Here is a 25,977-nt window from a genome sequence, read left to right as displayed (position 1 = left end):
CGGGTGTGCGCGTCCGCACGCCCGGGCGTCAGGCGAGTGCGTCGCGGATCGGGCGGAACTTGAGCGCGGTCTCGGCGACCTCGCGGGCCGGCTCCGACCCGGCGACGATCCCCGCGCCCGCCCACGCGCGGACGGTCCCGTCGTCCTCGATCCGCGCACTGCGGAGCGCGAGCATCCACTCGCCGTCGCCGTTCGCCCCGAGCCAGCCGACGGGGCCGGCGTAGCGCCCGCGGTCGACGCCCTCGAGCTCGGCGACCAGGCGGACGGCGACGTCGGTGGGGGTCCCCGCCACCGCGGCGGTCGGGTGCAGGGCGTCGGCGACGTCGAGCGAGGTGGTGCCGACCGGCAGGGTCGCCCGGACGTCGGTGGCCAGGTGCCAGAGGTTCGGCAGCTGCAGGCGGAACGGCTCCGGGTCCGCCCGGACGTCGGTCGCAACGGTCCGGAGCGCGTGCAGCAGGCTCGCGATCGCGAACCCGTGCTCCTCGACGTCCTTCGCGCTCGACGCGAGTGCCTCGGCGGCAGCCCGGTCGGACACGGGGTCGGTACCCCGCGCCGCGCTGCCGGCGAGCACCCGTGCCGAGAGCTCCGTGCCGTCGGTCCGCGCGAGGGTCTCCGGGGTCGCACCGACGAGACCGTCGACGGCGAACGTGACGCACTGCGGGTACGCGGCCGCCAGGTCGAGCAGGACCGCGCGGCGGTCGGCACCGGCGGGCAGCGTCCCGACCAGGTCGCGCGCCAGGACGACCTTCTCGGCCTCGCCCGCGGTGATCCGGCGCACCGCGTCCGCGACGGCCGCGGCGTAGGCGTCCTCGTCGACCTGCCCGGGGCCGAGGGCGACCGAGACGTGCCCGCCGACGGCCGGCACCGGGACCGAGGTCCGTGAGAACGTCAGGGGTGCGGGGTCCGGGGTCGTGTCGACGGCGGTGAGCCAGGCCTTCCCGCGGCGCCTGCCGATGACCACGCGGGGCACGACGAGCACGCTCTGCTCGGCGGAGTCGTCGGCGAAGGCGAAGGACCCGAACGCGACGAGTCCGGTGCCGCGCAGCTGCACGGGGTCGTCGACCGTGGCGCCCCGCACCAGGTCGCGCCACACCGCCGACGCGCGGCGCATCCGGTCGGGGCCGGAGAACGTGAACCGCGCCGCCTCGCCGATCCCGACGATGCCGTCCCCGCTCCGGACGAAGGCCAGCGGCGCATCCCGCAGGGTGTGGCGGAGGACGTCCCCCGGGTCGTCGAGGATCCGGGTCGAGACCGTGAGCGTGGGGGTCGCCGTGGTGGTTCGGGTCACGACCCGATCGTACGCGTGCGGCGACCCGCCGGACCCCGGCCGGGCGTCCGGGCAGCGGTGGGCCGCGACCTCTAGGATGGTGCGGTGAGCAGAGCGGACCTGAGCAAGCGGCCGGACGAGGTGGCGGCCATGTTCGACGACGTCGCCGCGAAGTACGACCTCACGAACGACATCCTCTCGGCGGGCAACGCCCCCCTGTGGCGCGTCGCGACGGTCCGAGCGGTCGACCCCCAGCCGGGCGAGACGGTGCTGGACATCGCCGCCGGGACGGGCACGAGCGCGGCTGCGTTGGCGAAGAAGGGTGCCGAGGTCACGGCGCTCGACCTGTCGGCGGGCATGATCGCCGTCGGACGCGAACGACACCCCGAGATCACGTTCGTCGAGGGCGACGCCGAGCACCTGCCGTTCGACGACGACACCTTCGACGCGGTCACGATCTCCTTCGGGCTGCGCAACGTCAACGACCCCATGCAGGCGATCACCGAGATGCTCCGGGTGCTCAAGCCCGGCGGCCGTCTCGTCATCTGCGAGTTCTCCACGCCCCCGATGGCGCTGCTGCGCTTCGGGTACGGCGCGTACCTGAAGCGCGTGCTGCCGGGCATCGCGCGCCTGTCGAGCAGCAACCCGGCGGCGTACCGGTACCTGGCCGAGTCGATCGAGGCGTGGCCGGACCAGCAGGTCCTCAGCCAGTGGCTGCGCGGCGTCGGGTTCACGATGGTCGCCCACCGCAACCTGACCGCCGGCATCGTCGCGCTGCACCGCGGCCGCAAGCCCGTCGCCGGCGAGGTGCGCGAGTCCGTCGCCCGCCGGGCGAAGGCGCGTCGCGAGCACCAGCACACCGGCGAGCAGCCGAGCGTCGAACCCGGCGACGCCTGACCGGTCACCAGACCCCGAACACGGAGCAGCACTTGAACCCGAGCGTCCCGGTCGCACGTCGCGCACCGAGCCTCCGCGCCTCGCTGGGCATCGGCGAGCGGTTGTTCGCGACCCCGTCCGAGCGGCGCTTCATCAGCGCGGTCGACGACGGGCTCGAGCTCGTCGAGCAGGGCCTCGAGGAGGCCATGCGCTCGACCGACACGCTGGCGGACACCACGAGTCGGTACCTGCTCTCGGCTGGCGGCAAGCGCATCCGGCCGACGCTGACCCTGCTCATCGCGCAGCTCGGCAACGGCGTGACCGACGCGGTGGTCAAGGCTGCGGTGAGCATCGAGACGACGCACCTGGCGTCGCTGTACCACGACGACGTCATGGACGAGGCGCCGGTCCGCCGCGGGGTCCCCGCCGCGCACGTGACCTACGGCAACAACGTCGCGATCCTGACCGGGGACCTGCTCTTCGCGCGGGCCAGCCTCATCACGGCCGACCTCGGGACCGAGGGCATCCGGATGCAGGCGGAGACCTTCCAGCGGCTCTGCATGGGGCAGCTGCACGAGACGACCGGCCCCCAGCCCGAGGACGACCCGGTCGAGCACTACATCCAGGTGCTCAGCGACAAGACCGGGTCGCTCATCGCCACCGCGGCCCGTGCCGGTGTGATGTTCTCCGGTGCCGACCGCGCCTACCTCGAGGCCGTCGGCACCTTCGGCGAGAAGGTCGGTGTCGCCTTCCAGCTCGTCGACGACGTGATCGACCTCGCGCCGGCGAAGGACCGCACCGGCAAGATCGCCGGCAACGACCTGCGTGCCGGCGTGGACACCCTGCCGCTGCTGCAGCTCCGTCGCCTCGCCGCCGGTGACGACGGAGCAGCCACCCTGCTCGCCCGCATCGAGCACGACGTCAAGGACGCCCCGGACGACGCGGTCGACTCGGCGCCGTACCAGTCGGCCGTCGCCGCACTGCGGGAGCACGAGGCGACCACCGCGACCCGTACCGTCGCCGTCCGCTGGGCGGAGGACGCGGTCGCCGCCCTGGAACCGCTGCCCGACGGCACCGTGAAGCGCGCGCTGACGCGGTTCGCCGAGTCCGTCGTCGAACGCAGCCGCTGACACGAGGGTCCGTCACGGCCCACCGGGAGCCCCCGCCCGAACGAACTGGAGACATCAGTGCCCACCCTGCGAATCGCCATCGTCGGCGCCGGTCCCGCCGGCATCTACGCCGCGGACATCCTGCTGCGCGAGGCGCACGGCACCGACGTGTCGATCGACCTCTTCGAGCAGCTCCCCGCGCCCTACGGGTTGGTCCGCTACGGCGTTGCCCCGGACCACCCGCGCATCAAGGGCATCGTGAACGCCCTGCGGGACGTGCTCGACCGCGGTGTCGTCCGGCTGTTCGGCAACGTGCGCTTCGGCGAGGACATCACGCTGGACGACCTCAAGCAGCACTACAACGCGGTGCTGTTCTCCACCGGCGCGATCAAGGACGCCGAGCTCGACGTCCCCGGGATCGACCTCGACGGCTCCTACGGCGCGGCCGACTTCGTGAGCTGGTTCGACGGACACCCGGACGTGCCGCGCACGTGGCCGCTCACGGCGTCGAGCGTCGCGGTGATCGGCAACGGCAACGTCGCGCTCGACGTGTCGCGCATCCTCGCGAAGCACGCGGACGACCTGCTGCCGACCGAGATCCCGGCGAACGTGTACGAGGGGCTGCAGGCGAGCCCGGTCACCGACGTGCACGTCTTCGGACGGCGCGGTCCGGCCCAGGTCAAGTTCACCCCGCTGGAACTCCGCGAACTCGGCGAGCTCCGCGACGTCGACATGGTCGTGTACGACGAGGACTTCGACCACGACGAGACATCGCTCACCGCGATCCAGACCAACAAGCAGGTCATGGTGATGAACCGCGTCCTGGAGCAGTGGCGCACGCGCGAGGTCGGGCAGGCCAGTCGCCGGCTCCACCTGCACTTCTGGGCGAAGCCCGTCGAGATCGTCGGCGAGGACGGCCACGTCACGGCGTTGCGGTACGAGCGCACCCGGCCGAACGGCGAGGGCGGCGTCGAGGGCACGGGGGAGATCCGCGAGCTGCCGGTGCAGGCCGTGTACCGCGCGGTGGGGTACTTCGGCTCCCCGCTGCCCGGTGTGCCCTTCGACGAGAAGACCGGCGTGATCCCGAACCGCGAGGGCCAGGTGCTCGACGAGGACGGATCGCCGGTCCCCGGCGTCTACGCCACGGGCTGGATCAAGCGCGGCCCCGTCGGGCTGATCGGGCACACCAAGTCCGACGCGATGGAGACCGTCCAGCACATCGTCAACGACCAGGCCTCCTGGTGGGCTCCGGCCGATCCGTCGCCCGAGGCGGTCCCCGCCCTGCTCCGCGAGCGCGGCGTGGACTACACCGACCTCGACGGCTGGCACGCGCTGGACGAGCACGAGCAGGCCCTGGGCGCTGCGGAGGGACGCGAACGCATCAAGGTCGTCCCGCGCGACGAGATGGTCGACGTCTCCCTCCGACGCGCCTCGTCGCCCACGAGCTGACCGCAGCACGATGACCGCCGCACGCCCCGCACCGCCCGCCGCGGTGCGGGACGTGCTCGTCGCGCCCGGTCGCCTGCAGGGCGTCGACGTGGCGCGGGCGCTCGCGCTGCTCGGCATGATGGCCGCCCACGTCGGCGGCATCGCGGACGAGGTCGACTGGGGAGACCCCGGCACCTGGTCCGCCGTGGCGCACGGACGGCCCTCCACCCTGTTCGCGGTGCTCGCGGGCGTCTCGATCGGTCTGACGAGCGGACGGACGGATCCTCCCGGTCCACCGGTCATCGGGCGGATCCGAGCGCGACTGGCCATCCGGGCCGCCGCTGTGGTCGCCGTCGGGCTCCTGCTGATGGCACTCGACACACCCGTGTACGTCATCCTCCCCACGTACGGCGCGCTGTTCCTGCTCGTGCTCCCGGTGCTCCGCTGGCGCTCGGTGTGGCTCCTCGTCGTCGCGTCCGTGTGCGCACTGCTGTCACCGGTCGTCGCGCTCGCGGTCGTACCGCTGTACGAGGGCGCCGGGATGTGGGAGGTGCAGCTCGGCCTCGTCTACCCGCTGGTCACCTTCCTGGCGTACGTCCTGGTCGGCCTCGCGGTCGCCAGGATCGGCCTGGAGGCACGGCGTGCGCAGGTCGCGCTCCTCACGTCCGGCGCACTGGTCGCGGTCGTCGCGTACGTGGTCGGGAACGTCACGGCACCGGTCCCGGCCGGTGCCGTGTCCCAGGCGTTCCCCGGGGTACCGTGGGCGCCGGACGGCAGCGGGGGAGCGTCGGCCCTCGCGCAGCTGCTGCTGTCCCCGCGCGACCACTCCTCGTCGGTCGTCGACGTCGTGGCGACCGCCGGGGTCGCGGTGGCGGTGATCGCCCTGTGCGCCCTGCTGTTCGACGGTCGCGGTCGGACCGCCGCGCGGATCGCGTTCCCGCTCGCCGCCGTCGGGTCGATGCCGCTGACGGTCTACGCGGGGCACCTGGTCGTCATCGCGCTGCTGCCGGAGTACCCGGAGTCGGGCGCGGTGTGGGCGTGGTTCGCGATCGGGTCGGTGCTCTTCGCGATGCTGTGGCGTGCGTTCCTCGGGAGCGGGCCGCTGGAGCGCGTGGTCGCGCGGCTCACCCGACTGGTGCCGGCCGCCCGCTGACGAGTGGGGCGGTGATCCTGGAGCGCGCCCAGGGCGACCGGGGAGGCGGGCGTGCGCCGCGCCTCCCGGCAGGGGCCTACTGCAGGGCGGCGGTGAGCCGCGCGACGTTGTCGAGGACCTGCGACCGGCGCGGGCGCTCGAGCCACGCGTCCAGCGTGAGCTCGAAGGACGCGTCCTTGTACGCGTCCTGCACGCCGCGCAGCGCGTCGACGAAGCGCTTGCCGCGCACCATGACGGAGACCTCGAGGTTCAGGCTGAAGGACCGCATGTCCATGTTGCTCGACCCGATGACGGACACGTCGTCGTCGATGGTGAAGTGCTTCGCGTGCAGGATCGTCGGGGCCCGGTACAGCCAGATACGGACGCCGGCGCGCAGGAGCTCCTCGTAGTAGGACCGCTGCGCGTGCCACGTCATCGCGTGGTCTCCCATCTCGCCGACGAAGAGCTCGACCTCGACCCCGCGCTGGGCGGTCGTCGTGATGGCGTAGCGCATCGAGTCGTCCGGCACGAAGTAGGGGGAGGTGATCGACACCTTCTCCTGGGCCGCGTAGAGCAGGGCGTTGAAGAGGCGCAGGTTGTTCTCGCCGTCGAAGCCGGGCCCGGACGGCACGACCTGGCAGTCGAGCGCGTCGCCGCGGTCGGCGCGCTGCACCGGGTCGCTCTCGCGGAGCAGGAGTTCGTCGGTCTCGCTGTACCAGTCGGTCACGAACAGGGCGTTGAGCCCGGCGACGACCGGCCCCTCGAACCGGGCGAACAGGTCCTTGTAGACCATGCCCTTCTCGATGTGCGACTTCAGGTCGTACGACGGGTCGATCAGGTTCTGCGACCCGGTGAAGGCGACCGACCCGTCGATCACCATGATCTTCCGGTGGTTGCGGAGGTCGGGGCGCTGGAACTTCCCCTGCAGCGGCTGCAGCGGGAGCATGAGGTGCCACTCGATGTTCGCGCGGTCGAGGAAGGCGAGCGTGTCCTTGTAGCCCGGGTACCCACGGCTCGCCCAGTGGTCGAGCAGGAACCGGACCGTCACGCCGCGGGCCTGCGCCCGGGCGAGGGCCTCGAAGTACGGCCGGGTCGTGTCGTCGAGCGTCGCGATGTAGAACTCGACGTGCACGAAGCGCCGCGACTGGTCGATCGCGCGGGTCATCTCCTGCACCGACTCGTACGAGTCGGGGTAGAGCTCGGCGGAGTTGCCGCCGACGAGCGGCATGGCGCCGAGCTCACGGTTCAGCTTCGTCACGCTCTCGAGCCACGGCGGCCACGGGTGGTCGCGGCGCACGCGCTCGATGCCCTCGGTCTGCTCGAGGATGTACGCGTTGATCTCCGTCTGCTTCTCGCGACGGGCCTTCGGCAGCTTCGTCGACCCGATGACCAGGAAGACGACGAACCCGATGTACGGGATCAGGAAGATCGCGAGCAACCAGGCCGTCGCGGTCTGCGGCTTCCGGTTGTACGGGACGTAGATGATCGAGAAGACGCGGATCGCCAGGTCCAGCAGGACCAGGAGGACGGTGACCGCGACGCCGAGCCAGTGCTCCACGGGGTGCGGCGCTAGCGGAAGTTGATGAACTGCAGCGGCACGTCGAACTCTTCACCCTTGAGGAGCTGGATCGTGTTCTGCAGGTCGTCGCGGCTCTTCGAGGAGACGCGGAGCTCGTCACCCTGGATCTGGTTCTTCACGGTCTTCGGGGCGTTCGCGCGGAGGAACGCGCCGATCTTCTTCGCGACGTCCTGCTCGATGCCGTTCTTGAACTTCACCTCGATGCGGTACTCCTTGCCCGAGGGGTAGGGGTCGCCGGCGTCGAGGCTCTTCAGCGAGATGTTCCGCTTGATCGCCTTGCTCTGCAGCACGTCGAGGACGGCCTTGGCTCGTTCCTCGGAGTTCGCCTTGATGAGGACGTCCTCGCCGCTGAACGCGATCGACGCGTCAGCGCCCTTGAAGTCGTACCGCTGCTCGATCTCCTTGGCGGCCTGGTTGAGGGCGTTCTCCGCCTCCATCTTGTCGACCTTGCTGACCACGTCGAAGGAACTGTCTGCCATGCCGCACAGCCTAACTGCGTGGCGGGGTGCCGGTTCGGTGGTCACGAGCACCCTCCGGAGTCCGGTATGCTCTTCAGCGCGCCTTCGGTTGGTGACCACACCGGCCGGGTGCGCACACGGCAAGTTACCCAAGCGGCCAAAGGGATCTGACTGTAAATCAGCCGGCGTAGCCTTCGGGGGTTCGAATCCCTCACTTGCCACATCGAGCAGCCCCGTCCACCACGGACGGGGCTGTCGCCGTTCCCGGGGTCTGTCGAACCTGGGGTCCGTGCTGTGCCGATGGTGGGCTGGCGTCCTTCCTGGTCGCGATCCGGCAGGCTGGGGTGCATGCCCGACACGCTCACCCCCGCCCAGTTCGCCGACCTCGCCGAGTCGATCGCCCGCGAAGCCGCTGCGCTCGCAGCACGCCGACGTGCGGAGGGCGTCGAGGTCGCCGACCGGAAGTCGAGCATCGTCGACGTCGTCACGGCTGCCGATCGCGAGGTCGAGGACCTCGTCCGCACCCGGATCGCCGAAGCGCGACCCGACGACGGCTTCCACGGCGAGGAGTCCGGCTCCGGTGCCGGGTCGACGGGCATCACGTGGGTGGTCGACCCGATCGACGGCACGGTCAACTACCTGTACGGCAGCGAGCAGTACGGGGTGAGCATCGGCGTGGTCCGGGGGAGTGCGGACCCGACGCAGTGGGAGGCGCTCGCGGGGATCGTCGTGGCACCGGCGACCGGCACGGTGTGGCGCGCGGTGGCCGGCGAGGGCGCGACGCGCGACGGGATCCCGCTCCGGGTGTCGACGCCGGCATCGCTCGCCGAGACGCTCGTCGCGACGGGGTTCGGCTACACCGCCGACCGCCGTCGTGAGCAGGTCGCGGTGCTCGCCGGGCTGATCGGGGAGGTGCGGGACGTCCGGCGCGCGGGAGCTGCGTCGCTCGACTGCTGCGCGGTCGGGGCCGGAACGGTGGACGCCTACTACGAGCGCGGCATCAACCCGTGGGACATGGCAGCCGGTTCGCTCGTCGCCGCCGAGGCCGGGGCGTCCGTCCGGATCTGGGAGGCCGGCGGCACGCGGTCGTTCCTGTTCGCCGCGCCGGCGGTGGCGGACCAGCTCGAGGCCCTCGTGCGCGGGCTCGAGGCCGAGGTGCTCGCCGACTGACCGCGGGTCGGTGCGGTGCTGCGCGGGCTGCACGGTCGTGCACGCGACTGGCGGCGCGGGACCGCCCCTGCTAGCGTGCTGCAGTCCCGTTACCTGCTCGTTACCAACGAGCGCCCCGTGCCCCGATCAGGATCAGCCCCGAACACATGCCCCACGCCTCCCAGCCGACCGTGCCGACGCCCACCCGCTCCGAGACTGCGACCGAACCGGTCGTGCACCTGACGCGACGCGCCCGCATCGAGGCCGAGCGTCGTGCCGCTGCGACGGTGCCCCCGCGTCCCTCGACGGCTCGGCAGTCCCCGGTGGTCGCGCCGTCGTCCGACGAGATCGTCGCCCCGGTGACGCCCGCCGCCCCGGCCTCCCCGATCGACCTCGCCCCGGCCTCGCCGGTCCTGCCCGCGCCGTCCGCGGGTACGGTCACGCCGCCGGCCCCCGCCTCACCGGACGTCGCGCCGACGGTCCACGCCGCTCGGACACCCACCCCCGTCGTGGAGACGGTCCGTCCCGCCGAGGTGCGACGGTCCACGCCCGCTCGGACTCCGCGTGCGCGTCGGTCGACCCCGGCCGTCCGTGTCGACCGCGCGACCCGCCACATCGGCGGTGCGACCGCAACTGTCACCCCGGCCCCGAGCCGCCGTGGGGACGCCTTCCGTCGGAACGCCTCCCGCGTCACCGCCGTGGGGGCGCTGCTCTTCGCCGCCGGGCTGGTCGTCTCGACCTCGCTGCCGGCACAGGCCCTCTGGGTCCCGCCGGCGGACACCACCACGGCCCGGACCACCGCCGCGGGCGACGGCCAGTCGCTCAGCGTGGGCGACGGTGCCGCGGACGCGGAGACCACCCGTGACCAGTACTCGGTCACGGCGGCGACGCAGTACAAGAACGTCGACGCGTCGAGCTTCTCGAACGACCCGAACGGCTCGATCCAGTGGCCGTTCCTGACCGGCGTCCCGATCACCTCGGGCTTCGGCGGTCGTCAGGTCGAGGGCTGCTCGTTCTGCTCGACGAACCACATGGGCGTCGACTTCGCCCCCGGCGAGGGCACGCCGATCCGGTCCGTCGCCGCGGGCACCGTCATCAAGGTGCAGGCGCACGACGGCGGGTTCGGCAACGACGTCTGGGTGCAGCACGACGTCGACGGCAAGCAGTTCGTCAGCGTCTACGGACACATGAAGGACGGCACGTTCAAGGTCGTCACCGGGCAGGAGGTCGCCGTCGGTGACGAGCTCGGCGAGGTCGGCTCGACCGGCAACTCGACCGGGCCCCACCTGCACCTCGAGATCCACGTCGGTGGGGTCCCCGTGGACCCGCTGGCCTGGCTCCGCGCGAACGCGAACTAGCGGAGGAGCGGCGGCACGCCCGGGCGTCACGGCCGGTTCCCGAGCACCGCCGCTCGTCTGCTACGCTCGTCTGGTGCCGCCGAGCGGCACTCGCCCCGATAGCTCAGTGGTAGAGCACTTCCATGGTAAGGAAGGGGTCGTCAGTTCAATCCTGACTCGGGGCTCCGACCCGGAGCTGTTGTTGCTCCGGATCTCCGGCGGGGTAGCTCAGTTGGTTAGAGCACACGACTCATAATCGTGGGGTCACGGGTTCAAGTCCCGTCCTCGCTACCACAGGCCCGGCGGCCAGGTCGCCGGGCTTTCGTCGTTCCCGGGGCCACCGTGATCCCGGGCCCACCGTGACACCCGGGCAGCGCGCGGTCCGGGCCAGGGCACCATCGGGCTCGTCGGCGCTCGACGTGCAGCGCGGTCGGACCGCCCGATCCTTCCCCTAACAGGCGGTGTACCTGGCGTGATCGGGCATGCCTGGTCGTTCCGCCGGACCAGGTACGCCCGTTCCGGCCTGGAACGCCCGATCCGACCAGGTACGCCCGAACCTCAGCGCGGGGGAGTGGCGAGCACGCCCGCGGCGCGGAGCGCTCGCTCCAGCGTCGCCTCCACCTGCTGCCACGCGCTGCGACGGCGCCCCGCCCCGATGCCCCCACCGGACACCGCCGTGCCGTGCTGCGCGTGGCGGAGCGTGATCGTGGTCGACGTCCCCGTGACGGTCGTCGAGAGCTCGTACCGCCGGAACTCCCGCGACGGGTGCACGAGCGCGCCGAGCAGGATCGTCAGCAGCCGGTTCCCGGTCGTCGCGGTGATCGTGCCACCCGTCGACTCGACCCGGTGTCCGGCCTGACGGAGCGCCGCGCCGGCGACCTCCATCGCGGTGCAGCGGTCTCCCGTGTGGACCGCGTACTCGGTCGTGTGCTCCATGCGTCCCTCCCCGTCCCCGGAGTCGTGCTCTCGGTGTCCCCCCGGACGCCGTGGGCCGAGCCTAACCGATGCAAGCTCATGGAACGGGAGCGTGTCGCGGGTGCTCGGTAGACTCGCACCCGTGTCAGTGAACCCCGAGCTCGTCGGCAGGACGTTCCCGCCGGCCCAGCCCTACCTGGTCGGTCGCGAGAAGGTGCGCGAGTTCTCCCGCGCCGTGTTCGCGACGAACCCGATCCACCACGAGCCGGACGCCGCCCGCGCCGCCGGGTACGCCGACGTCGTCGCACCGCCGACCTTCGCCGTGGTCGTGCAGGAGGCAACGCTCGCCCAGCTCCTGGCCGAGCCGGACGCCGGCATCGACTTCTCCCGTGTCGTGCACGGCGAGCAGTCCTTCACCTACGACCGGCCGATCGTGGCCGGCGACGAGCTGACCGCCACGCTCACCGTCACCAGCGTCAAGACCCTGGGTGGCAACGCCATGGTGACGGCGGAGAGCACGATGCAGGATGCCTCGGGGGAGCACGTCGTCACGGCGACCTCCACCCTCGTGGTCCGAGGAGACGACGCATGACCACCGCACCCGCCACCGCGCTCGAGGTCGGCACCGTCGTCGCCGAGCGCGAGGTCCACCTGACCCGCGACGCGCTCGTCCGCTACGCCGGAGCCTCCGGCGACTTCAACCCGATCCACTACCGCGACGACGTCGCGGCGTCGGTCGGCCTGCCCGGGGTGCTCGCGCACGGCATGCTCACGATGGGCCTCGCCGTCCAGCCCGTCTCCGAGTGGCTCGGCGACCGCGGCTGGGTCGAGCGCTACGGCGTCCGTTTCACCCGCCCGGTCGTCGTCGACCCGGAACAGGGCGCGACCGTCGGCGTGGTCGCGAAGGTCGGCACCGTCGACGACCAGGGCCGTCCGCAGCGCATCGACCTCACCGTGACCGCCGCCGGGCAGACCGTGCTCGGCAAGGCGCAGGTCACGGTGGTGTTCCGCTGACCGTGGCGACGCGATTGGCCGACCTCACGACGTTCCGGGTGGGTGGCCCCGCGGCGACCCTCCTGGTCGCCGACACGACCGACGAGCTCGTCGCGCACGCGCAGACCGCGTGGCAGGACGACGAGTGGCTCGTCGTCGGCGGCGGCAGCAACCTGCTCGTCGCCGACGAGGGCTTCGCCGGCACCGTCGTGCTGGTCCGGACGCACGGCGTGGACGCCGAGCCGGACGCGGACGGCGTCACCGTCCGCGTCGCGGCCGGTGAGCCGTGGGACCGGTTCGTGGCGACGACCGTCGAGAACGGTTGGACCGGCCTGGAGGCGCTCAGCGGCATCCCGGGCACGGTCGGTGCCTCCCCCGTGCAGAACATCGGCGCCTACGGGGTCGAGCTCTCCGACGTGCTCACCCGGGTCGAGTTCCTCGACGCGTCGACGGGGGAGCGCGCGTGGGTGGACGCGGCCGAGCTGGCGCTCGGCTACCGCACCTCGACGCTCAAGCACGGGCGTCGGGGCGTGGTGCTGACGGTGGAGTTCCGCCTCGGCACGACCGTCGACCAGGGGGTGCCGGTCCGGTACGCCCAGCTCGCCGGGTCGCTCGGCGTCGACCTCGGCACCCCGGTCGACCCGCTGACGATCCGCGAGACGGTCCTGCGGCTCCGCGCCGCGAAGGGCATGGTGCTCGACGACGCCGACCCGGACACCTGCAGCGCAGGTTCGTTCTTCACGAACCCGATCGTGTCGGCCGGGTTCGCCGAGACACTCCCCGCCGAGGCCCCTCGTTGGCCGGTGGGCGACGACGTCAAGCTCAGCGCCGCCTGGCTCATCGAGCACGCGGGGGTCCACCGCGGGTACGCGGTCCCCGGGTCGCACGCCGCCATCTCGTCGAAGCACACCCTCGCGCTGACGAACCGTGGCGGAGCGACCGCCGCCCAGGTCGCCGAGCTCGCGCGGTACGTCCAGGTGACCGTCCTGAACCGCTTCGGGGTCTCCCTGGTGCCGGAGCCGGTCGTGGTGGGGGACCTGCTCGCCGCGAGCTGACCGGCGGACGCACGCCGCGCCTCCCGGCCGATCGTCAGGGTCTCGCGGAGCGCAACGTGGGCGGTTCCTCGCAGCGGTACAGCGCTGCGAGGAACCGCCCACGTTGCGTGGTGCGGAGGGGGTCTACGCGGAGAAGAACGCCGCGAGGCGGCGGACGCCCTCGGCGATGTCGTCGTCGCCCAGCGCGTAGGACATCCGGATGTAGCCGGAGGGGCCGAAGGCCTCGCCCGGGACGACCGCGACCTCGGCGTGCTCGAGGATCAGGTCGGCCAGCTCGAGCGTCGTCGTCGGGGTCGAGCCCGCCCACTCGCGGCCGAGGAGCGCCGTGACGTCGGGGTAGACGTAGAAGGCGCCCTTCGGGGTCGGGGTGACGAAGCCGGGGATCGCGTTGAGCCCCTCGACGATCGTGCGGCGGCGGCGGTCGAACGCCTCGCGCATCGCCGCGACCGGCTCCTGCGGGCCGGTGAGCGCTGCGATCGCGGCGCGCTGCGACACGTTCGCCACGTTCGACGACAGGTGCGACTGCAGGTTCGACGCGGCCTTCACGGCATCGGCCGGGCCGATGAACCACCCGACGCGCCACCCGGTCATGGCGTACGTCTTCGCGACGCCGTTGACGAGGATCGTGGTGTCGGCCAGGGCCGGTACCGCGTCGAGGATGCCCGTGAAGGCGACGTCGTCGTAGACCAGGTCCTGGTAGATCTCGTCGCTGATCACCCAGATGCCGTGCTCGAGCGCCCACTCGCCGATGGCCTTCGTCTGCTCGGCCGAGTACACCGAGCCGGTGGGGTTCGAGGGCGAGCAGAAGAGCAGCGCCTTGGTCTTCGGGGTGCGGGCGGCCTCGAGCTGCTCGACCGTGACGAGGTAGTCCTGGTCGCTGCCGGCGAAGACCTCGACCGGGGTGCCGCCGGCCAGGGCGATCGCCTCGGGGTAGGTGGTCCAGTACGGGGCGGGGAGGAGGACCTCGTCACCCTCGTCGACGACGGTCTGGAAGGCCTGGTAGACGGCCTGCTTCCCGCCGTTCGTGACGATGACCTGCGACGGGTCGACGGTGATGCCGGACTCGCGAGCGGTCTTCTCGGCGATCGCGCGCTTGAGCTCGGGCAGGCCCGTCGCGGGCGTGTAGCGGTGGTTCGCCGGGTCCTGCACGGCCAGGACGGCCGCCTCCACGACGTGCTGGGGCGTGGCGAAGTCGGGCTCGCCCGCGGCGAACGAGATGACCGGGCGACCGGCGGCCTTGAGCGCCTTCGCCTTGGCATCGACCTTGAGCGTCGCGGACTCGGCGATCGCGGCGATGCGCGACGCGATGCGCGGACGGTCGGAGGTCGCGTCGACGGAGACGGACTCGCCGGAGGTCCTGGCGTGCTCGGGGGTGGTGGACTCGGGGCCGGGGGCTGCGGTGCTCACGGCCGCCAGCCTACCGGGGCGGCACGCCGGGAGGAGGGGCCGAGTGGACAGCGTGTGACGGACTCCCGTACACTCGACCACCGGCGCACGGAACGGTGACGGAACGTGCGCCCAGGGGTTCCGACCCCTACAGGGCGGTGGCTCAATTGGTAGAGCAGCGGTCTCCAAAACCGCAGGTTGCAGGTTCGAGTCCTGTCCGCCCTGCAAGTCTGGAAGGTGTGAAGGTGGCGAGCAAGGACATGGAGACGACGACGGACGACGTCGTCGCGAAGGCCAAGGCCGACCGTGCTCAGCGTGGTGGCCCGATCGCTGCCGTCGTCCTCTTCATCCGCCAGGTCATCGGCGAGCTCCGCAAGGTCGTCACACCGACCCGCAAGGAGCTCTTCAGCTACACCGGCGTCGTGCTCGTGTTCGTCGTCGTGATGATGATCCTGGTGTCGATCCTCGACTTCGTCTTCGGACTCGGCGTCGGCTACGTCTTCGGCAACGGTCCGACGGTCTGATCCGTCGTGGGCCGGCCCGAGCGTGGCCGGTCCGACAGCGGTCGCTCCGCGTCCGTTCACCAGACCGGAACCCGGCAGGAGTACGGTCGCCCGAGACGGCGACGGGAGCACCCGCTCCGGCCGAACACCCGATCCGCACCACCGAACGGAAAGAATCGACAGTGTCTGACTACTCCCGCGACGACATCGACCTCGCCACGGCTGCCGAGCAGTCCTCCGAGGTCGAGGAGAACCAGGAAGGCGACGTCGAGACCGCCGAGGGCCGATCGGTCGAGTCCGCCGAGGAGCGCGCGATCTCCGTCGAGGACGAGGACGACGACTCCCTCGGGCTGAGCGACGAGCCGGACGACGGAACCGTCGACACCTCCATCGACGAGGCGCTCACGGCGCTGGCCGAGTCCCGTGACCCCGAGGCCGACGCCGTCGTGGACGACGCGCTCGAGATCGACTCCGCCGACGAGGCCGAGGCAGCCGTCGAGGCCGTCGAGGACGAGGAGGAGACCGAGCTCGAGGACGCCTCCGCAGCCGAGGCGAACGAGACGCTCGCCGCGGACGAGGCGCTCGACGCCGACGAGACCGACGACGAGCCCGCCGAGGTCGACCCGTACGACGCCTTCAAGGCCGAGCTGCGGATGAAGCCGGGCAAGTGGTACGTCATCCACTCCTACGCGGGCTTCGAGCGCCGCGTGAAGTCGAACATCGAGAACCGCATGATCTCGATGTCGATGGAGGACTCGATCTACCAGGTCGAGGTCCCGATGGAGGACGTCGTCGAGATCAAGAACGGGCAGCGCAAGCTGGTCACCCGCGTCCGGATCCCCTCGTACGTGCTCGTCCGCATGGACCTCAACGAGGACTCGTGGTCCGTCGTCCGCCACACCCCCGGCGTCACCGGCTTCGTCGGCAACGCCCACAACCCGACGCCGCTGCGCTTCGACGAGGCGTTCGGCATGCTGAAGTCGCTCGTCCAGGTCGCCGAGGCCGCCCCCACCAAGGGCGGCACGAAGTCCGGCGGTGCCGCACAGGCGCAGCCGCAGGCCGAGGTCGACTTCGAGATCGGCGAGACGATCACCATCAAGGAGGGCTCGTTCGCGGGCCTGCCGGGTTCGATCTCCGAGATCAAGCCGGAGAGCGGCAAGCTCACCGTCCTCGTCTCGCTGTTCGAGCGCGAGACCCCGGTCGAGCTCAGCTTCGACCAGGTCACCAAGCTGTAGTAAGCTACTGAGGTTTGGCCCCGCGTGCTGTGGCATGCGGGGCTTCACCGCGGTCCGGATCCGCCGGGCCAGCGGGAGAGTGCACGGGTCCCCGTGCGTTCGATTCCAGGAGGAAGCACAACATGGCACCGAAGAAGAAGGTCACGGGCCTCATCAAGCTGCAGATCAACGCGGGCGCCGCCAACCCGGCCCCGCCGATCGGTCCTGCGCTCGGTCAGCACGGCGTGAACATCATGGAGTTCTGCAAGGCGTACAACGCCGCGACCGAGTCGCAGCGCGGGAACGTCGTGCCGGTCGAGATCACCGTCTACGAGGACCGTTCGTTCACGTTCGTCCTCAAGACCCCGCCGGCCGCAGAGCTGATCAAGAAGGCTGCGGGTGTGCAGAAGGGGTCCTCGACCCCGCACACGGTCAAGGTCGCCAAGATCTCGATGGACCAGGTCCGTCAGATCGCCGAGACCAAGCAGGCCGACCTGAACGCCAACGACATCGAGCAGGCCGCGAAGATCATCGCCGGCACCGCTCGTTCGATGGGCATCACGGTCGAGGCGTAAGCCTCAGCGCCCCACACACCCCGACCCCTTTCCGTGGGAGAGCCTCGCCGGCTCGTCAACCACGTAGCTCCTGAGGAGAACACCATGGCGAAGAAGTCCAAGGCCTACCAGGCCGCGGCCGCGAAGATCGAGGCCGACAAGTTCTACACCCCGACCGAGGCAGTCGCCCTCGCGAAGGAGACCGGCTCGGCGAAGACCGACTCCACCGTCGAGGTCGCGCTGAAGCTCGGCGTCGACCCCCGGAAGGCCGACCAGATGGTCCGCGGCACGGTCATCCTGCCGCACGGCACGGGCAAGACCGCCCGCGTCATCGTCTTCGCCGTGGGCGCTGCGGCCGAGGCCGCCATCGCTGCCGGTGCCGACGAGGTCGGTGGCGACGAGCTCATCGCGAAGGTGGCCGAGGGCTACACCGCGTTCGACTCCGCCGTCGCGACGCCGGAGCTCATGGGCAAGGTCGGTCGTCTCGGCAAGGTGCTCGGCCCGCGTGGCCTCATGCCGAACCCGAAGACCGGCACCGTGACCCCGAACGTGGCGCAGGCCGTCAACGACATCAAGGGCGGCAAGATCGAGTTCCGCGTCGACAAGCACGCCAACGTGCACTTCGTCGTCGGCAAGGCCTCGTTCACGCCCGAGCAGCTCGACGAGAACATCTCGACCGCGCTCGAGGAGATCGTCCGCCTGAAGCCGTCCGCTTCGAAGGGCCGCTACATCATGAAGGGCGCCGTCTCGACGACCTTCGGTCCGGGCATCCCGCTCGACGTCAACGCCATCTGATCGACTGATCGGATCAGGAAGGCCCGCACCGACTCCGGTGCGGGCCTTCCTGCGTCCCGGGCCCTGTCCCGATAGCGTGGCAGCGTGCGGACCCTCGTCAACTCCCTCCGGCTCGTCGCCCTGATCGCCGTCGTGGCCGCGGTGCTCGCGCAGTGGCTCGTGACGTCCCGGACGCCCGGGTACGTGTTCTGGAACTTCTTCGGCTACTTCACCATCCAGTCGAACATCGTCATCGCGGTGGCGTTCGCACTGACGCTCGTCGCTGCGGCCCGCCGGAAGCGCGGTGACCTGCTGCTGAGCGGCTTCCGCGGGGCGGCGACGGTGTACATCGCCACGACGGGCGTCGTCTACAACACCCTGCTCGTCGGGGCCTCGGTGTCGAACTCCGTGCCGTGGTCGAACGACGTCCTGCACAAGTGGATCCCGGTGTACGCCGTGCTCGACTGGCTGCTGTTCTCCGACCGGGCGCGGCTGCTCCTCCGGCACGTGTGGTGGTTCCTGGTCTACCCGGCCGTGTGGCTCGTCGTGGTGTTGGTGCGCGGCGGCACCGACGGGTGGGTCCCGTACCCGTTCCTCGACCCGGCGCAGGGCTACCTCGTCGTCGCCCTGTACTGCCTCGGCGTCGCGGTCTTCATCGGGCTGATGGGCATCCTCGTGGTGGGGATGAGCCGGCTCCGCCTGGTGAAGGTGCCGTGACGGTCTGAACCCGCAAGGACTGGACCCGGAACGCCCGCAGCTTGTCGAGCACCAGGTCGGCGAGCTGCACGAGACCGCGGATCTGGTCGTCGTCGCGGTCGACCCACCGGCACTCCGGCTCGTCGGCGACGGGCACGAAGTCGTCGTGGCGTTCCCACACGAACAGCGTGCGGTCGGCGCCGAGGACGTACTGCTGCCACCAGACCTGGCGCAGGTAGTGCCGGGGGATGCTCCGCCAGGCCTTGCCCGTGGTCTTGATCTCGGCGAGCACGAGGCGCTGCGAGGCGTCCCAGCCCACTCCGTCGGGCGTGGCGAGGTGCGCACGGTTCGTGCTGGCGTGGAACAGGTGCGCGGACGGTTCGATGCCGTGGGTGGCGGCGACCCAGGCGGCGATCACGGGCTCGCGGTCCTTGCCGTGCTCGGTCCAGGCGTTGCCCGAGAACCGGGAGCCGTAGCGCTTCTCGGCGACGACGGCCTCGACCGCGCGGAGCGACGCGAGCCGTGCGACGTCGGTCGCGGTGATGCCCATCGCGCGGGCACGGAGCCACGCGACCCGGTCCGACGAGTGGGCGACGATGCGTTCGGTGTGCCCGCGGAGTGCGGTGAACGCGTCGTGGACGCCCGGCGCAGAGCGCGGACCTGCGGCAGACCGACCGACGGGAGCGGCGTCGCGTGCGGCCGACCGTGCGCCGGACGAGGCCGGCGTGGCGGAGGCGGGGAGGGCCTCCAGGCCGGGGTCCAGGTCGCCCCACAGCGTGGGCTGCACGATCGTCACCCGACGATTCTCACCCCGCGGACCGACAGGGCGCGAACCGACGCGCGCGACGTCCGCGTTCAGGAGACGAGCGCCCGCCCCTCCGCGTAGGCGACGAGCTCGTCGACGCCGGCGGGGGAGAGCGCGTAGCCGATGGCCAGCGCGGCTGCACCCTGCAGCGCGGCGACGGACCCGGCCCGGGACTGGGCGATCACCAGGTGCTCGGTGGCGAGGGGCATCGAACGGGCGTAGACGACCTCGCGGACGCCGGCGAGCAGGTGCTCCCCGGCACGTGTGATCGAGCCACCGAGCGCGATCACCGACGGGTTCACGAGCGAGACGCACGTGGCGAGCACCTCGCCGATGTCCCGTCCGGCCTGCCGAACGGCACCGATCGCGTCGAGCTCCGAGCGCTCGACCAGAGCGATGACGTCTCCGCTGGTGTGCACGTCGTGACCCTTCGCCCGCAGGGCGCGTGCGATGGCCGGGCCCGAGGCGACGGCCTCGAGGCAGCCGGTGTTGCCGCAGTGGCACGGCACGTCGCCGGCGCGCGACACCCGCACGTGACCGATGTCGCCAGCGGTGCCCTGTGCGCCGCGGCGGAGCTGCCCGTCGGAGACGATGCCCGACCCGATGCCGGTCGCCACCTTGACGAAGAGGAGGTGGTCGACGTCCGCCCAGCCGTGCGCGCGTTCCCCGAGCGCGGCGATGTTCACGTCGTTGTCGACCAGGACGTGCGCGGACAGGTGGCCGCGCAGCCAGCCGGGGACGTCGAAGCCGTCCCAGCCGGGCATGATCGGCGGGTTCGCCGGACGGCCGGTCGAGAACTCGACGGGACCGGGGACGCCGATGCCGATCGCGACGACGTCGCCACGGGTGCGGCCGACCTCGTCGAGCAGTGCGTCGACGGTCTCGACCAGCCAGGTGAGGGTCGGGACCGGGCCGGCGGCGATGTCGATCGCGGCCTCCCGCGTCGCGAGCGGGGCACCGACGAGGTCCGTCACGGCGACCCGTCCGTGCGAGGCACCGAGGTCGGCGGCGACGACGAGGCGGGCGCGGGGGACGAGGGCGACCTGGGCCGGCGGCCGACCACCGGTCGACGCAGCGGTCTCGACGGGGCCCACGAGGCCCACGTCGACGAGGGCGTCCAGGCGCACGGCGATGGTCGAGCGTGCGAGTCCCGTCAGGGCGGCGAGCTCCGCCCGGGTCCGCGGCACGCCGTCGCGGAGGATCTGGAAGAGCTCGCTCGCTCCGACCGGAGGCGACGCTGCCGTCCGGGTGAAGTCGACCATGTCGGGAGTGAAGCACACATCGAACGCGCCACGCAACGAAGACTGTCGACGATGTCACAACTTTTGCTTGACCGCCGACAGAAGCGGTCATAGTGTGACGCTCGATCACTGACGATCCACCATCTCGACGAGGAGAACCCCCGGTGACCCAACCCCTGTCGGTCCAGCTCTACACCGTGCGTGACGCCCTCTCGGCGGACCTGCCGGGCACGCTGCAGCGCATCGCCTCCATCGGGTACACGAACGTCGAGGCCTTCGGGTTCGTCGACCGTGCCGAGGAACTGCGTGACGCCCTGGCCGCGGCCGGCCTGCAGGTCCCGAGCGGCCACGCCCGTCTGCTGGACGCGGGGGAGCAGGACCTCGAGCGCATCTTCCACGCCAGCGTCACGGTCGGGCTCGGCACCCTGATCGACCCGCACATCGACGAGGCCCGCTGGACCACCCGCGAGGACGTCGAGGCGATCGCCCGCGAGCTCAGCGCCCTGGCGCCGCGCGCCGCCGACCACGGGCTCGTGCTCGGGTACCACAACCACGCGTTCGAGTTCTCGAACCGCATCGACGGCGTGAGCGCCTACGAGGTCTTCGCCGACGCGCTGTCCGACGACGTCGTGCTCGAGCTCGACACCTACTGGGTGACAGTCGGCGGTGACGACCCGGTCGCCATCCTGGGCAAGTACGGCGACAAGGTGCAGTTCCTGCACGTCAAGGACGGCGACGGATCGCACGACGACAAGCGGCAGGTCGCGGTGGGGAACGGCATCATGCCGATCCGCGACATCGTCGCCGCGGCGCCGGACGCCCTGCACGTCGTCGAGCTCGACGACCACGACGGGGACGTCTTCCAGGCCGTCGCCGACTCCTACGCATTCCTGCAGGGAGTCCGCGCATGAGCACCACCGACACCACCGCGACCCCGTCCGCGGACACCGCGCGTCGCACGGGCCCGGTCGGCGTGGGCGTCATCGGCGCCGGCGTCATCTCGGACCAGTACCTGTCGAACCTCACGGTCTTCCCCGACGTCGAGGTCCGCTTCATCGCCGACATCGACGAGCCGCGAGCCGCCGCCCAGGCCGAGAAGTGGGGCGTCGCCGGGTCCGGCTCGGTGGAGCAGCTGCTCGCCGACGACGACATCGAGATCGTCGTCAACCTGACGATCCCCGCAGCGCACGTCGAGGTCGCCCTGCAGGTCCTCGCCGCCGGCAAGCACGTGTGGGGCGAGAAGCCCTACGCGCTGGACCGTGAGAGCGCGACGCGGCTCCGCGACGCGGCGCGTGCTGCGGGGAAGACGGTGAGCGTCGCTCCGGACACCTTCCTCGGCGCCGGGCTCCAGACCGCGCTCCGCACCGTCCGCGAGGGCCGGATCGGCACCCCGCTCAACGGGTTGACGCTCTTCCAGAGCCCCGGCCCGGAGTCGTGGCACCCGAGCCCCGAGTTCCTCTTCGCGGTCGGCGCTGGTCCGCTCTTCGACATCGGCCCGTACTACATCACCACCCTCGTGCAGGCGTTCGGCCCGGTCTCGAAGGTCACCGCCACGGCGTCGAAGGCCCGCGCCACGCGGACCATCGGCTCCGGCCCGAAGGCGGGTACCGAGTTCCCCGTCGAGGTCCCGACGAACCACTCCGCCCTGATCCAGTTCGAGAACGGCGGGAGCGCCCAGAGCGTCTTCTCGTTCGAGTCCGACCGCGGCCGCACCGGCTTCGTGGAGATCGCGGGGGAGACGGGCACGGTCGTGTTCCCCGACCCCAACAACTTCGACGGTGACACCGAGCTCTACGCGCACGGCGCCGAGGAGCCCGAGACGATCCCGGCGGTCGGCTCCACCTACTCGCGCGGCACCGGCGTGGTCGACCTGGCCCGCTCGCTCCGCGCCGGCGAGGAGAACCGGGTCCCCGGCGCCCTCGCCTTCCACGTCCTCGACGTGATGGTCTCCATCGCCGAGGCAGCCGAACGTGGTGAGACCGTGCTCGTGGAGAGCACCGTCGCACCCTCCCCGACCCTCCCCGAGGGCTGGGACCCCGCGGCGTCCACGCTGGCCTGACGGCCCGCGGCTCCCGGTCGAGGTCGACCAGGGGCGGGACACCGCACCACACAGCAGCACCCGACAGCACGACCAGCACCACGCACCACCTCCTGCACCACCTCAACGACGAGAAAGTAGAGAGTCATGCGCACTGCCATCCGCGCACTGGCCATCACCGCGGCCGCGGCACTCACCGTGACCGGCCTCGCAGCCTGCTCCTCGGGATCGTCCGGTTCGTCCGGCGACTCGAAGACGCTCACCTACTGGGCGTCCAACCAGGGCACGTCCCTGCAGAACGACAAGGAGGTGCTCACCCCCGTCCTCGAGAAGTTCACCAAGGAGACCGGGATCAAGGTGAACCTCCAGGTCATCGGTTGGAACGACCTGCAGAACAAGATCCAGACCGCCGTCACCTCGGGCCAGGGCCCGGACGTGGTCAACATCGGCAACACCTGGGCGACGTCGCTCCAGGCCACGGGCGCCTTCCAGGAGTTCGGCGACTCGGAGATGCAGGCCATCGGCGGCGCCGACAAGTTCGGCAAGGTCGCGCTCTCCACCGGTGGTGCGCCCGGCAAGACCGTCACGAGCGTCCCGCTCTACGGCCTCGCGTACGGCCTCTACTACAACAAGCAGATGTTCAAGGACGCCGGCCTCGAGGCACCCACCACCTGGGAGGACCTCACCGCCGACGCGAAGAAGCTCACCTCGGGCGACAAGTACGGCTTCACCATCGCCGGTGGGTCGTACACCGAGAACGCGCACTTCGCCTTCATCACCTCCGCCCAGAACGGCGGCGAGTGGTTCGACAAGGACGGCAAGCCGACCTTCACGGACGAGGCGAACGTCGACGGCATCAAGCGCTACATCGACCTGATGCAGTCGGACAAGGTCGTCAACCCGTCGAACGCGCAGTACGACAACGGCACGCAGGCGGTGTCGGACTTCGCGAACGGCAAGGCCGCGATGATCCTCACGCAGAACAACGCGAACGCCACCATCACGTCGCAGGGCATGACCGCCGACCAGTTCGGTGTCGTCCCCTTCCCGACGACCGCGGACGGCAAGGACATCGCGTCCTTCCCGGCCGGCATCAACCTGTCGGTCTTCAAGAACACGAAGAACAAGGACGGCGCGCTCAAGTTCGTCAAGTACATGACGAGCGAGGACACGCAGGCCACGCTGGACAAGCCGTACTCGGCCCTCCCGGTGCTCGCCTCGGCTGCTGACTCGGTCACCGACGAGCAGACCAAGACGTTCCTCGACATCTACAACAACAAGGCGAAGCCGCTCCCGCTGGTGCCCGCCGAGGACCAGTTCGAGTCCACGGTCGGCAAGGCGATGAACGACATGTTCGCCAAGATCGCGACCGGTTCGACGGTCTCCGACAGCGACATCAAGTCGGCGCTGCAGACCGCGCAGGACCAGGTCTCGCAGTCGGTCGGCTAGTCGGCCTGGAGGCCCGGGGCGCGTCCGCAGGACGTGTCCCGGGCCTCGCCCCTCCACACCCGGCCCCGCGCCGGGGGTGAGCCGATCGGCTCACGCTGGTCGTCCCTCCAGGCCGCTGCCACGGCCCGGTGGACGACGCACCCGATCCCGTCCTCGCCGGAAGGCCACCACCCATGACCACCTCGGTCCTGCCCGACTCCGAGCGCATCGACCTGACCCACACCAAGGCGCCGACCCTGTCGGGCCCGCAGCCGGGTCGGAAGCCGAAGCGCCACTGGTTGCCGTACGCGCTCGTCGCGCCGGCGATCCTCTTCGAGCTGCTCATCCACATCGTGCCGATGCTCGTCGGCATCTGGATCTCGTTCATCCAGCTCACCAAGTACTTCATCGCGAACTGGGGTGCCGCTCCGTTCGCGGGGTTCCGGAACTACTCGGTCGTCATCGACTTCGACCAGGCGATCGGCAAGGGCGTCCTCAACTCGTTCCTCATCACCGCCGGCTTCACGGTGCTCGTGGTGGGGCTCTCCTGGACCTTCGGCATGGCCGCCGCGGTCGCGCTGCAGAAGCCGTTCAAGGGCCGCGGGCTCTTCCGCACGCTCTTCCTCGTGCCGTACGCGCTGCCGATGTACGCCGGCATCATCACCTGGAAGTTCATGTTCCAGCGCGACTCCGGCGCGATCAACCACATCCTGGTCGACCAGCTCGGGCTGTTCGGCGGACAGGGACCGTTCTGGCTCATCGGGTCGAACGCCTTCGTGTCGGTCGTCGTCGTGGCGATCTGGAAGACCTGGCCGTTCGCGTTCCTCATGCTCATGGCCGGTCTGCAGTCCGTGCCGAACGACGTGTACGAGGCTGCCTCGGTCGACGGCGCGAAGCCCTTCCGGCAGTGGCGCTCGATCACCCTGCCGATGGTCCGACCGGTGAACGTGACGCTCGTGCTCGTGATGTTTCTCTGGACGTTCAACGACTTCAACACGCCGTTCGTGCTCTTCGGTTCGACCGCGCAACCGCCGGCGGCCGACCTGCTCAGCTTCCACATCTACAACGCGTCGTTCATCACCTGGAACTTCGGCTCCGGGGCCGCGATGAGCGTCCTGCTCCTCATCTTCCTGCTCATCGTCACGGGCATCTACCTGGCCGTGACCAACCGGAGGTCCGTCCGTGCGTGAGACAGTCGGCGCCAAGTCCTTCAAGGTCATCGTCCTCGCCCTCCTGACCCTGTTCACGGTGGTCCCGCTCTACGTCATGATCACCACGGCCATCAAGCCGCTCGGTGACGTGCAGAACGACTTCACGTGGATCCCGACGAACATCACGTTCCAGCCGTTCATCGACATGTGGACGACGGTCCCGCTGGGGCAGTACTTCATCAACTCGCTCGTGGTCTGCACGGTCGCGACGCTGTTCTCGCTGATCATCGCGACGTTCGCCGCGTACGGTGTCTCGCGCTGGAACTTCAAGGGCAAGAGCACCTTCACCACGGCGGTGCTCTCGACCCAGATGTTCCCGGGCGTGCTGTTCCTGCTGCCGCTGTTCCTCATCTTCACGAACCTCGGGAACGCGCTCGGCATCCAGCTCGTCGGGTCGTGGCTCGGCCTGATCATCACCTACCTGACGTTCACGCTGCCGTTCTCGATCTGGATGCTCGCAGGGTACTTCGAGACCATCCCGCGCGAGCTCGACGAGGCCGCGATGGTGGACGGCTCCGGCCCGATGGGCGCGCTGTTCCGGGTCATCCTGCCGTCGGCCCGTCCGGGTCTGGTGGCGGTCGGCATCTACTCGTTCATGACCGCGTGGGGAGAGGTCCTCTTCGCCTCGGTGATGACGAACGGCAACGGGTCGACGCTCGCGGTGGGTCTGCAGCAGTACTCCACGCAGACGAACGTGTACTGGAACCAGATCATGGCGGCGAGCCTGGTCGTGAGCATCCCGGTCGTGGTGGCGTTCCTCATCGTGCAGCGCCAGTTCGTGGCCGGTCTGACTGCGGGCGCGGTGAAGTAGGCGCCGCTCAGGCCCGCC

At 70.7% G+C, this 25,977-nt stretch carries 26 protein-coding genes and 4 tRNA genes; 23 read left to right on the top strand and 7 right to left on the bottom strand.

Going from position 1 to position 25,977, the window contains the following annotated elements; all coding sequences use genetic code 11:
* Positions 1 to 28: 28 nt before the first annotated feature.
* Positions 29 to 1,288, bottom strand: coding sequence for an isochorismate synthase (locus ABIC52_RS08610; RefSeq protein ID WP_126891286.1), 1,260 nt, complete (start codon positions 1,286 to 1,288; stop codon positions 29 to 31).
* Between the two features lie 84 nt (positions 1,289 to 1,372).
* Here ABIC52_RS08610 and ABIC52_RS08605 point away from each other — a divergent pair, with 84 nt between their 5' ends.
* From ABIC52_RS08605 to ABIC52_RS08590, 4 genes are read left to right on the top strand one after another with little or no spacing between them, the layout of a single operon-like run.
* A complete protein-coding gene (locus tag ABIC52_RS08605) occupies positions 1,373 to 2,164 on the top strand; it encodes a demethylmenaquinone methyltransferase (protein ID WP_126891285.1) in 792 nt (263 codons plus the stop codon).
* Between the two features lie 32 nt (positions 2,165 to 2,196).
* A complete protein-coding gene (locus tag ABIC52_RS08600) occupies positions 2,197 to 3,273 on the top strand; it encodes a polyprenyl synthetase family protein (protein ID WP_126891284.1) in 1,077 nt (358 codons plus the stop codon).
* A gap of 57 nt (positions 3,274 to 3,330) precedes the next feature.
* Positions 3,331 to 4,701 carry an FAD-dependent oxidoreductase gene (locus tag ABIC52_RS08595; protein WP_354027094.1) on the top strand — a complete coding sequence of 457 codons (1,371 nt, stop codon included), beginning with the start codon at positions 3,331 to 3,333 and terminating at the stop codon, positions 4,699 to 4,701.
* A gap of 10 nt (positions 4,702 to 4,711) precedes the next feature.
* Positions 4,712 to 5,833, top strand: coding sequence for a heparan-alpha-glucosaminide N-acetyltransferase domain-containing protein (locus ABIC52_RS08590; protein WP_354027093.1), 1,122 nt, complete (start codon positions 4,712 to 4,714; stop codon positions 5,831 to 5,833).
* A gap of 76 nt (positions 5,834 to 5,909) precedes the next feature.
* On the opposite strand, the gene cls is transcribed toward ABIC52_RS08590, so the two are convergent.
* Both cls and ABIC52_RS08580 read right to left on the bottom strand, forming a co-directional pair.
* Positions 5,910 to 7,370: a cardiolipin synthase gene (gene cls, locus ABIC52_RS08585; protein ID WP_126891281.1), complete on the bottom strand. Its 1,461-nt coding sequence runs from the start codon at positions 7,368 to 7,370 to the stop codon at positions 5,910 to 5,912.
* Between the two features lie 11 nt (positions 7,371 to 7,381).
* Positions 7,382 to 7,870 (bottom strand): YajQ family cyclic di-GMP-binding protein, encoded by a 489-nt coding sequence (locus ABIC52_RS08580; protein ID WP_069712130.1) that lies wholly within the window; start codon positions 7,868 to 7,870, stop codon positions 7,382 to 7,384.
* 118 nt (positions 7,871 to 7,988) lie between these two features.
* Between ABIC52_RS08580 and ABIC52_RS08575 the strand changes: the two genes are divergently transcribed.
* From ABIC52_RS08575 to ABIC52_RS08555, 5 genes are all read left to right on the top strand, one after another.
* A tRNA-Tyr gene (locus tag ABIC52_RS08575) sits at positions 7,989 to 8,070 on the top strand.
* 127 nt (positions 8,071 to 8,197) lie between these two features.
* Complete coding sequence (locus tag ABIC52_RS08570) at positions 8,198 to 9,019, top strand: inositol monophosphatase family protein (RefSeq protein WP_126891280.1); 822 nt, start codon at positions 8,198 to 8,200, stop codon at positions 9,017 to 9,019.
* A 146-nt stretch (positions 9,020 to 9,165) separates the two neighbouring features.
* A complete protein-coding gene (locus ABIC52_RS08565) occupies positions 9,166 to 10,356 on the top strand; it encodes a M23 family metallopeptidase (RefSeq protein WP_354027092.1) in 1,191 nt (396 codons plus the stop codon).
* Between the two features lie 92 nt (positions 10,357 to 10,448).
* Positions 10,449 to 10,520, top strand: a tRNA-Thr gene (locus ABIC52_RS08560).
* A gap of 32 nt (positions 10,521 to 10,552) precedes the next feature.
* Positions 10,553 to 10,629, top strand: a tRNA-Met gene (locus ABIC52_RS08555).
* A gap of 264 nt (positions 10,630 to 10,893) precedes the next feature.
* Here the strand turns inward: ABIC52_RS08555 and ABIC52_RS08550 are convergent.
* Complete coding sequence (locus ABIC52_RS08550; protein ID WP_126891278.1) at positions 10,894 to 11,271, bottom strand: hypothetical protein; 378 nt, start codon at positions 11,269 to 11,271, stop codon at positions 10,894 to 10,896.
* Positions 11,272 to 11,392: 121 nt separating this feature from the next.
* Between ABIC52_RS08550 and ABIC52_RS08545 the strand changes: the two genes are divergently transcribed.
* From ABIC52_RS08545 to ABIC52_RS08535, 3 genes are read left to right on the top strand one after another with little or no spacing between them, the layout of a single operon-like run.
* Complete coding sequence (locus tag ABIC52_RS08545; RefSeq protein WP_126891277.1) at positions 11,393 to 11,842, top strand: MaoC family dehydratase N-terminal domain-containing protein; 450 nt, start codon at positions 11,393 to 11,395, stop codon at positions 11,840 to 11,842.
* A complete protein-coding gene (locus ABIC52_RS08540; protein ID WP_126891276.1) occupies positions 11,839 to 12,264 on the top strand; it encodes a MaoC/PaaZ C-terminal domain-containing protein in 426 nt (141 codons plus the stop codon). Before ABIC52_RS08545 ends, ABIC52_RS08540 begins: the two co-directional genes overlap by 4 nt.
* Before the next feature lie 14 nt (positions 12,265 to 12,278).
* Complete coding sequence (locus tag ABIC52_RS08535) at positions 12,279 to 13,298, top strand: UDP-N-acetylmuramate dehydrogenase (RefSeq protein WP_354027091.1); 1,020 nt, start codon at positions 12,279 to 12,281, stop codon at positions 13,296 to 13,298.
* Between the two features lie 123 nt (positions 13,299 to 13,421).
* Here ABIC52_RS08535 and ABIC52_RS08530 read toward each other — a convergent pair whose 3' ends face one another.
* Positions 13,422 to 14,606 (bottom strand): pyridoxal phosphate-dependent aminotransferase, encoded by a 1,185-nt coding sequence (locus ABIC52_RS08530; RefSeq protein ID WP_209678929.1) that lies wholly within the window; start codon positions 14,604 to 14,606, stop codon positions 13,422 to 13,424.
* A 230-nt stretch (positions 14,607 to 14,836) separates the two neighbouring features.
* Between ABIC52_RS08530 and ABIC52_RS08525 the strand changes: the two genes are divergently transcribed.
* From ABIC52_RS08525 to ABIC52_RS08500, 6 genes are all read left to right on the top strand, one after another.
* Positions 14,837 to 14,909: transfer RNA gene (locus tag ABIC52_RS08525), tRNA-Trp, on the top strand.
* A 20-nt stretch (positions 14,910 to 14,929) separates the two neighbouring features.
* Entirely contained in the window at positions 14,930 to 15,208 is a 279-nt protein-coding gene (gene secE, locus ABIC52_RS08520) for a preprotein translocase subunit SecE (protein WP_209678525.1), read from the top strand.
* Between the two features lie 161 nt (positions 15,209 to 15,369).
* Entirely contained in the window at positions 15,370 to 16,422 is a 1,053-nt protein-coding gene (nusG, locus tag ABIC52_RS08515) for a transcription termination/antitermination protein NusG (RefSeq protein ID WP_209678522.1), read from the top strand.
* A gap of 122 nt (positions 16,423 to 16,544) precedes the next feature.
* Positions 16,545 to 16,976: a 50S ribosomal protein L11 gene (gene rplK, locus ABIC52_RS08510; protein ID WP_017888638.1), complete on the top strand. Its 432-nt coding sequence runs from the start codon at positions 16,545 to 16,547 to the stop codon at positions 16,974 to 16,976.
* Positions 16,977 to 17,060: 84 nt separating this feature from the next.
* On the top strand, positions 17,061 to 17,750 hold the full coding sequence (gene rplA, locus ABIC52_RS08505; protein ID WP_126891273.1) for a 50S ribosomal protein L1: 690 nt from the start codon (positions 17,061 to 17,063) through the stop codon (positions 17,748 to 17,750).
* Positions 17,751 to 17,834: 84 nt separating this feature from the next.
* Positions 17,835 to 18,446: a Pr6Pr family membrane protein gene (locus ABIC52_RS08500; protein WP_126891272.1), complete on the top strand. Its 612-nt coding sequence runs from the start codon at positions 17,835 to 17,837 to the stop codon at positions 18,444 to 18,446.
* Here the strand turns inward: ABIC52_RS08500 and ABIC52_RS08495 are convergent.
* Positions 18,382 to 19,023 (bottom strand): YqaJ viral recombinase family protein, encoded by a 642-nt coding sequence (locus ABIC52_RS08495; protein ID WP_354027124.1) that lies wholly within the window; start codon positions 19,021 to 19,023, stop codon positions 18,382 to 18,384. The genes ABIC52_RS08500 and ABIC52_RS08495 overlap by 65 nt on opposite strands.
* A gap of 257 nt (positions 19,024 to 19,280) precedes the next feature.
* Positions 19,281 to 20,492, bottom strand: a complete 1,212-nt coding sequence (locus ABIC52_RS08490; RefSeq protein ID WP_126891270.1) for an ROK family transcriptional regulator — start codon at positions 20,490 to 20,492, stop codon at positions 19,281 to 19,283.
* 143 nt (positions 20,493 to 20,635) lie between these two features.
* Between ABIC52_RS08490 and ABIC52_RS08485 the strand changes: the two genes are divergently transcribed.
* From ABIC52_RS08485 to ABIC52_RS08465, 5 genes are all read left to right on the top strand, one after another.
* Positions 20,636 to 21,382: a sugar phosphate isomerase/epimerase family protein gene (locus ABIC52_RS08485; RefSeq protein ID WP_250367370.1), complete on the top strand. Its 747-nt coding sequence runs from the start codon at positions 20,636 to 20,638 to the stop codon at positions 21,380 to 21,382.
* Complete coding sequence (locus tag ABIC52_RS08480) at positions 21,379 to 22,530, top strand: Gfo/Idh/MocA family protein (protein ID WP_354027090.1); 1,152 nt, start codon at positions 21,379 to 21,381, stop codon at positions 22,528 to 22,530. The genes ABIC52_RS08485 and ABIC52_RS08480 overlap by 4 nt, the downstream gene beginning before the upstream one ends.
* A gap of 126 nt (positions 22,531 to 22,656) precedes the next feature.
* Positions 22,657 to 23,958: an ABC transporter substrate-binding protein gene (locus ABIC52_RS08475; RefSeq protein ID WP_126891267.1), complete on the top strand. Its 1,302-nt coding sequence runs from the start codon at positions 22,657 to 22,659 to the stop codon at positions 23,956 to 23,958.
* A 173-nt stretch (positions 23,959 to 24,131) separates the two neighbouring features.
* On the top strand, positions 24,132 to 25,127 hold the full coding sequence (locus ABIC52_RS08470; protein WP_174234712.1) for a carbohydrate ABC transporter permease: 996 nt from the start codon (positions 24,132 to 24,134) through the stop codon (positions 25,125 to 25,127).
* Positions 25,120 to 25,959, top strand: coding sequence for a carbohydrate ABC transporter permease (locus tag ABIC52_RS08465; protein WP_126891266.1), 840 nt, complete (start codon positions 25,120 to 25,122; stop codon positions 25,957 to 25,959). Before ABIC52_RS08470 ends, ABIC52_RS08465 begins: the two co-directional genes overlap by 8 nt.
* Positions 25,960 to 25,977 lie beyond the last annotated feature (18 nt).

The sequence above is a fragment of the Curtobacterium oceanosedimentum genome, from assembly GCF_040545555.1.
GTDB lineage: Bacteria > Actinomycetota > Actinomycetes > Actinomycetales > Microbacteriaceae > Curtobacterium.
The sequence above is the reverse complement of the archived record's forward strand: the minus strand, read 5'-3'. Positions and strand labels throughout refer to the sequence as shown.

Bases quoted from the DNA above. Each gene is read 5' to 3' on its own strand.
- ABIC52_RS08590 (WP_354027093.1), top strand. From the start codon at position 4,712: ATGACCGCCGCACGCCCCGCACCGCCCGCCGCGGTGCGGGACGTGCTC.
- ABIC52_RS08580 (WP_069712130.1), bottom strand. From the start codon at position 7,870: ATGGCAGACAGTTCCTTCGACGTGGTCAGCAAGGTCGACAAGATGGAG.
- ABIC52_RS08570 (WP_126891280.1), top strand. From the start codon at position 8,198: ATGCCCGACACGCTCACCCCCGCCCAGTTCGCCGACCTCGCCGAGTCG.
- ABIC52_RS08565 (WP_354027092.1), top strand. From the start codon at position 9,166: ATGCCCCACGCCTCCCAGCCGACCGTGCCGACGCCCACCCGCTCCGAG.
- ABIC52_RS08550 (WP_126891278.1), bottom strand. From the start codon at position 11,271: ATGGAGCACACGACCGAGTACGCGGTCCACACGGGAGACCGCTGCACC.
- ABIC52_RS08540 (WP_126891276.1), top strand. From the start codon at position 11,839: ATGACCACCGCACCCGCCACCGCGCTCGAGGTCGGCACCGTCGTCGCC.
- rplK (WP_017888638.1), top strand. From the start codon at position 16,545: ATGGCACCGAAGAAGAAGGTCACGGGCCTCATCAAGCTGCAGATCAAC.
- rplA (WP_126891273.1), top strand. From the start codon at position 17,061: ATGGCGAAGAAGTCCAAGGCCTACCAGGCCGCGGCCGCGAAGATCGAG.
- ABIC52_RS08490 (WP_126891270.1), bottom strand. From the start codon at position 20,492: ATGGTCGACTTCACCCGGACGGCAGCGTCGCCTCCGGTCGGAGCGAGC.
- ABIC52_RS08480 (WP_354027090.1), top strand. From the start codon at position 21,379: ATGAGCACCACCGACACCACCGCGACCCCGTCCGCGGACACCGCGCGT.
- ABIC52_RS08475 (WP_126891267.1), top strand. From the start codon at position 22,657: ATGCGCACTGCCATCCGCGCACTGGCCATCACCGCGGCCGCGGCACTC.
- ABIC52_RS08470 (WP_174234712.1), top strand. From the start codon at position 24,132: ATGACCACCTCGGTCCTGCCCGACTCCGAGCGCATCGACCTGACCCAC.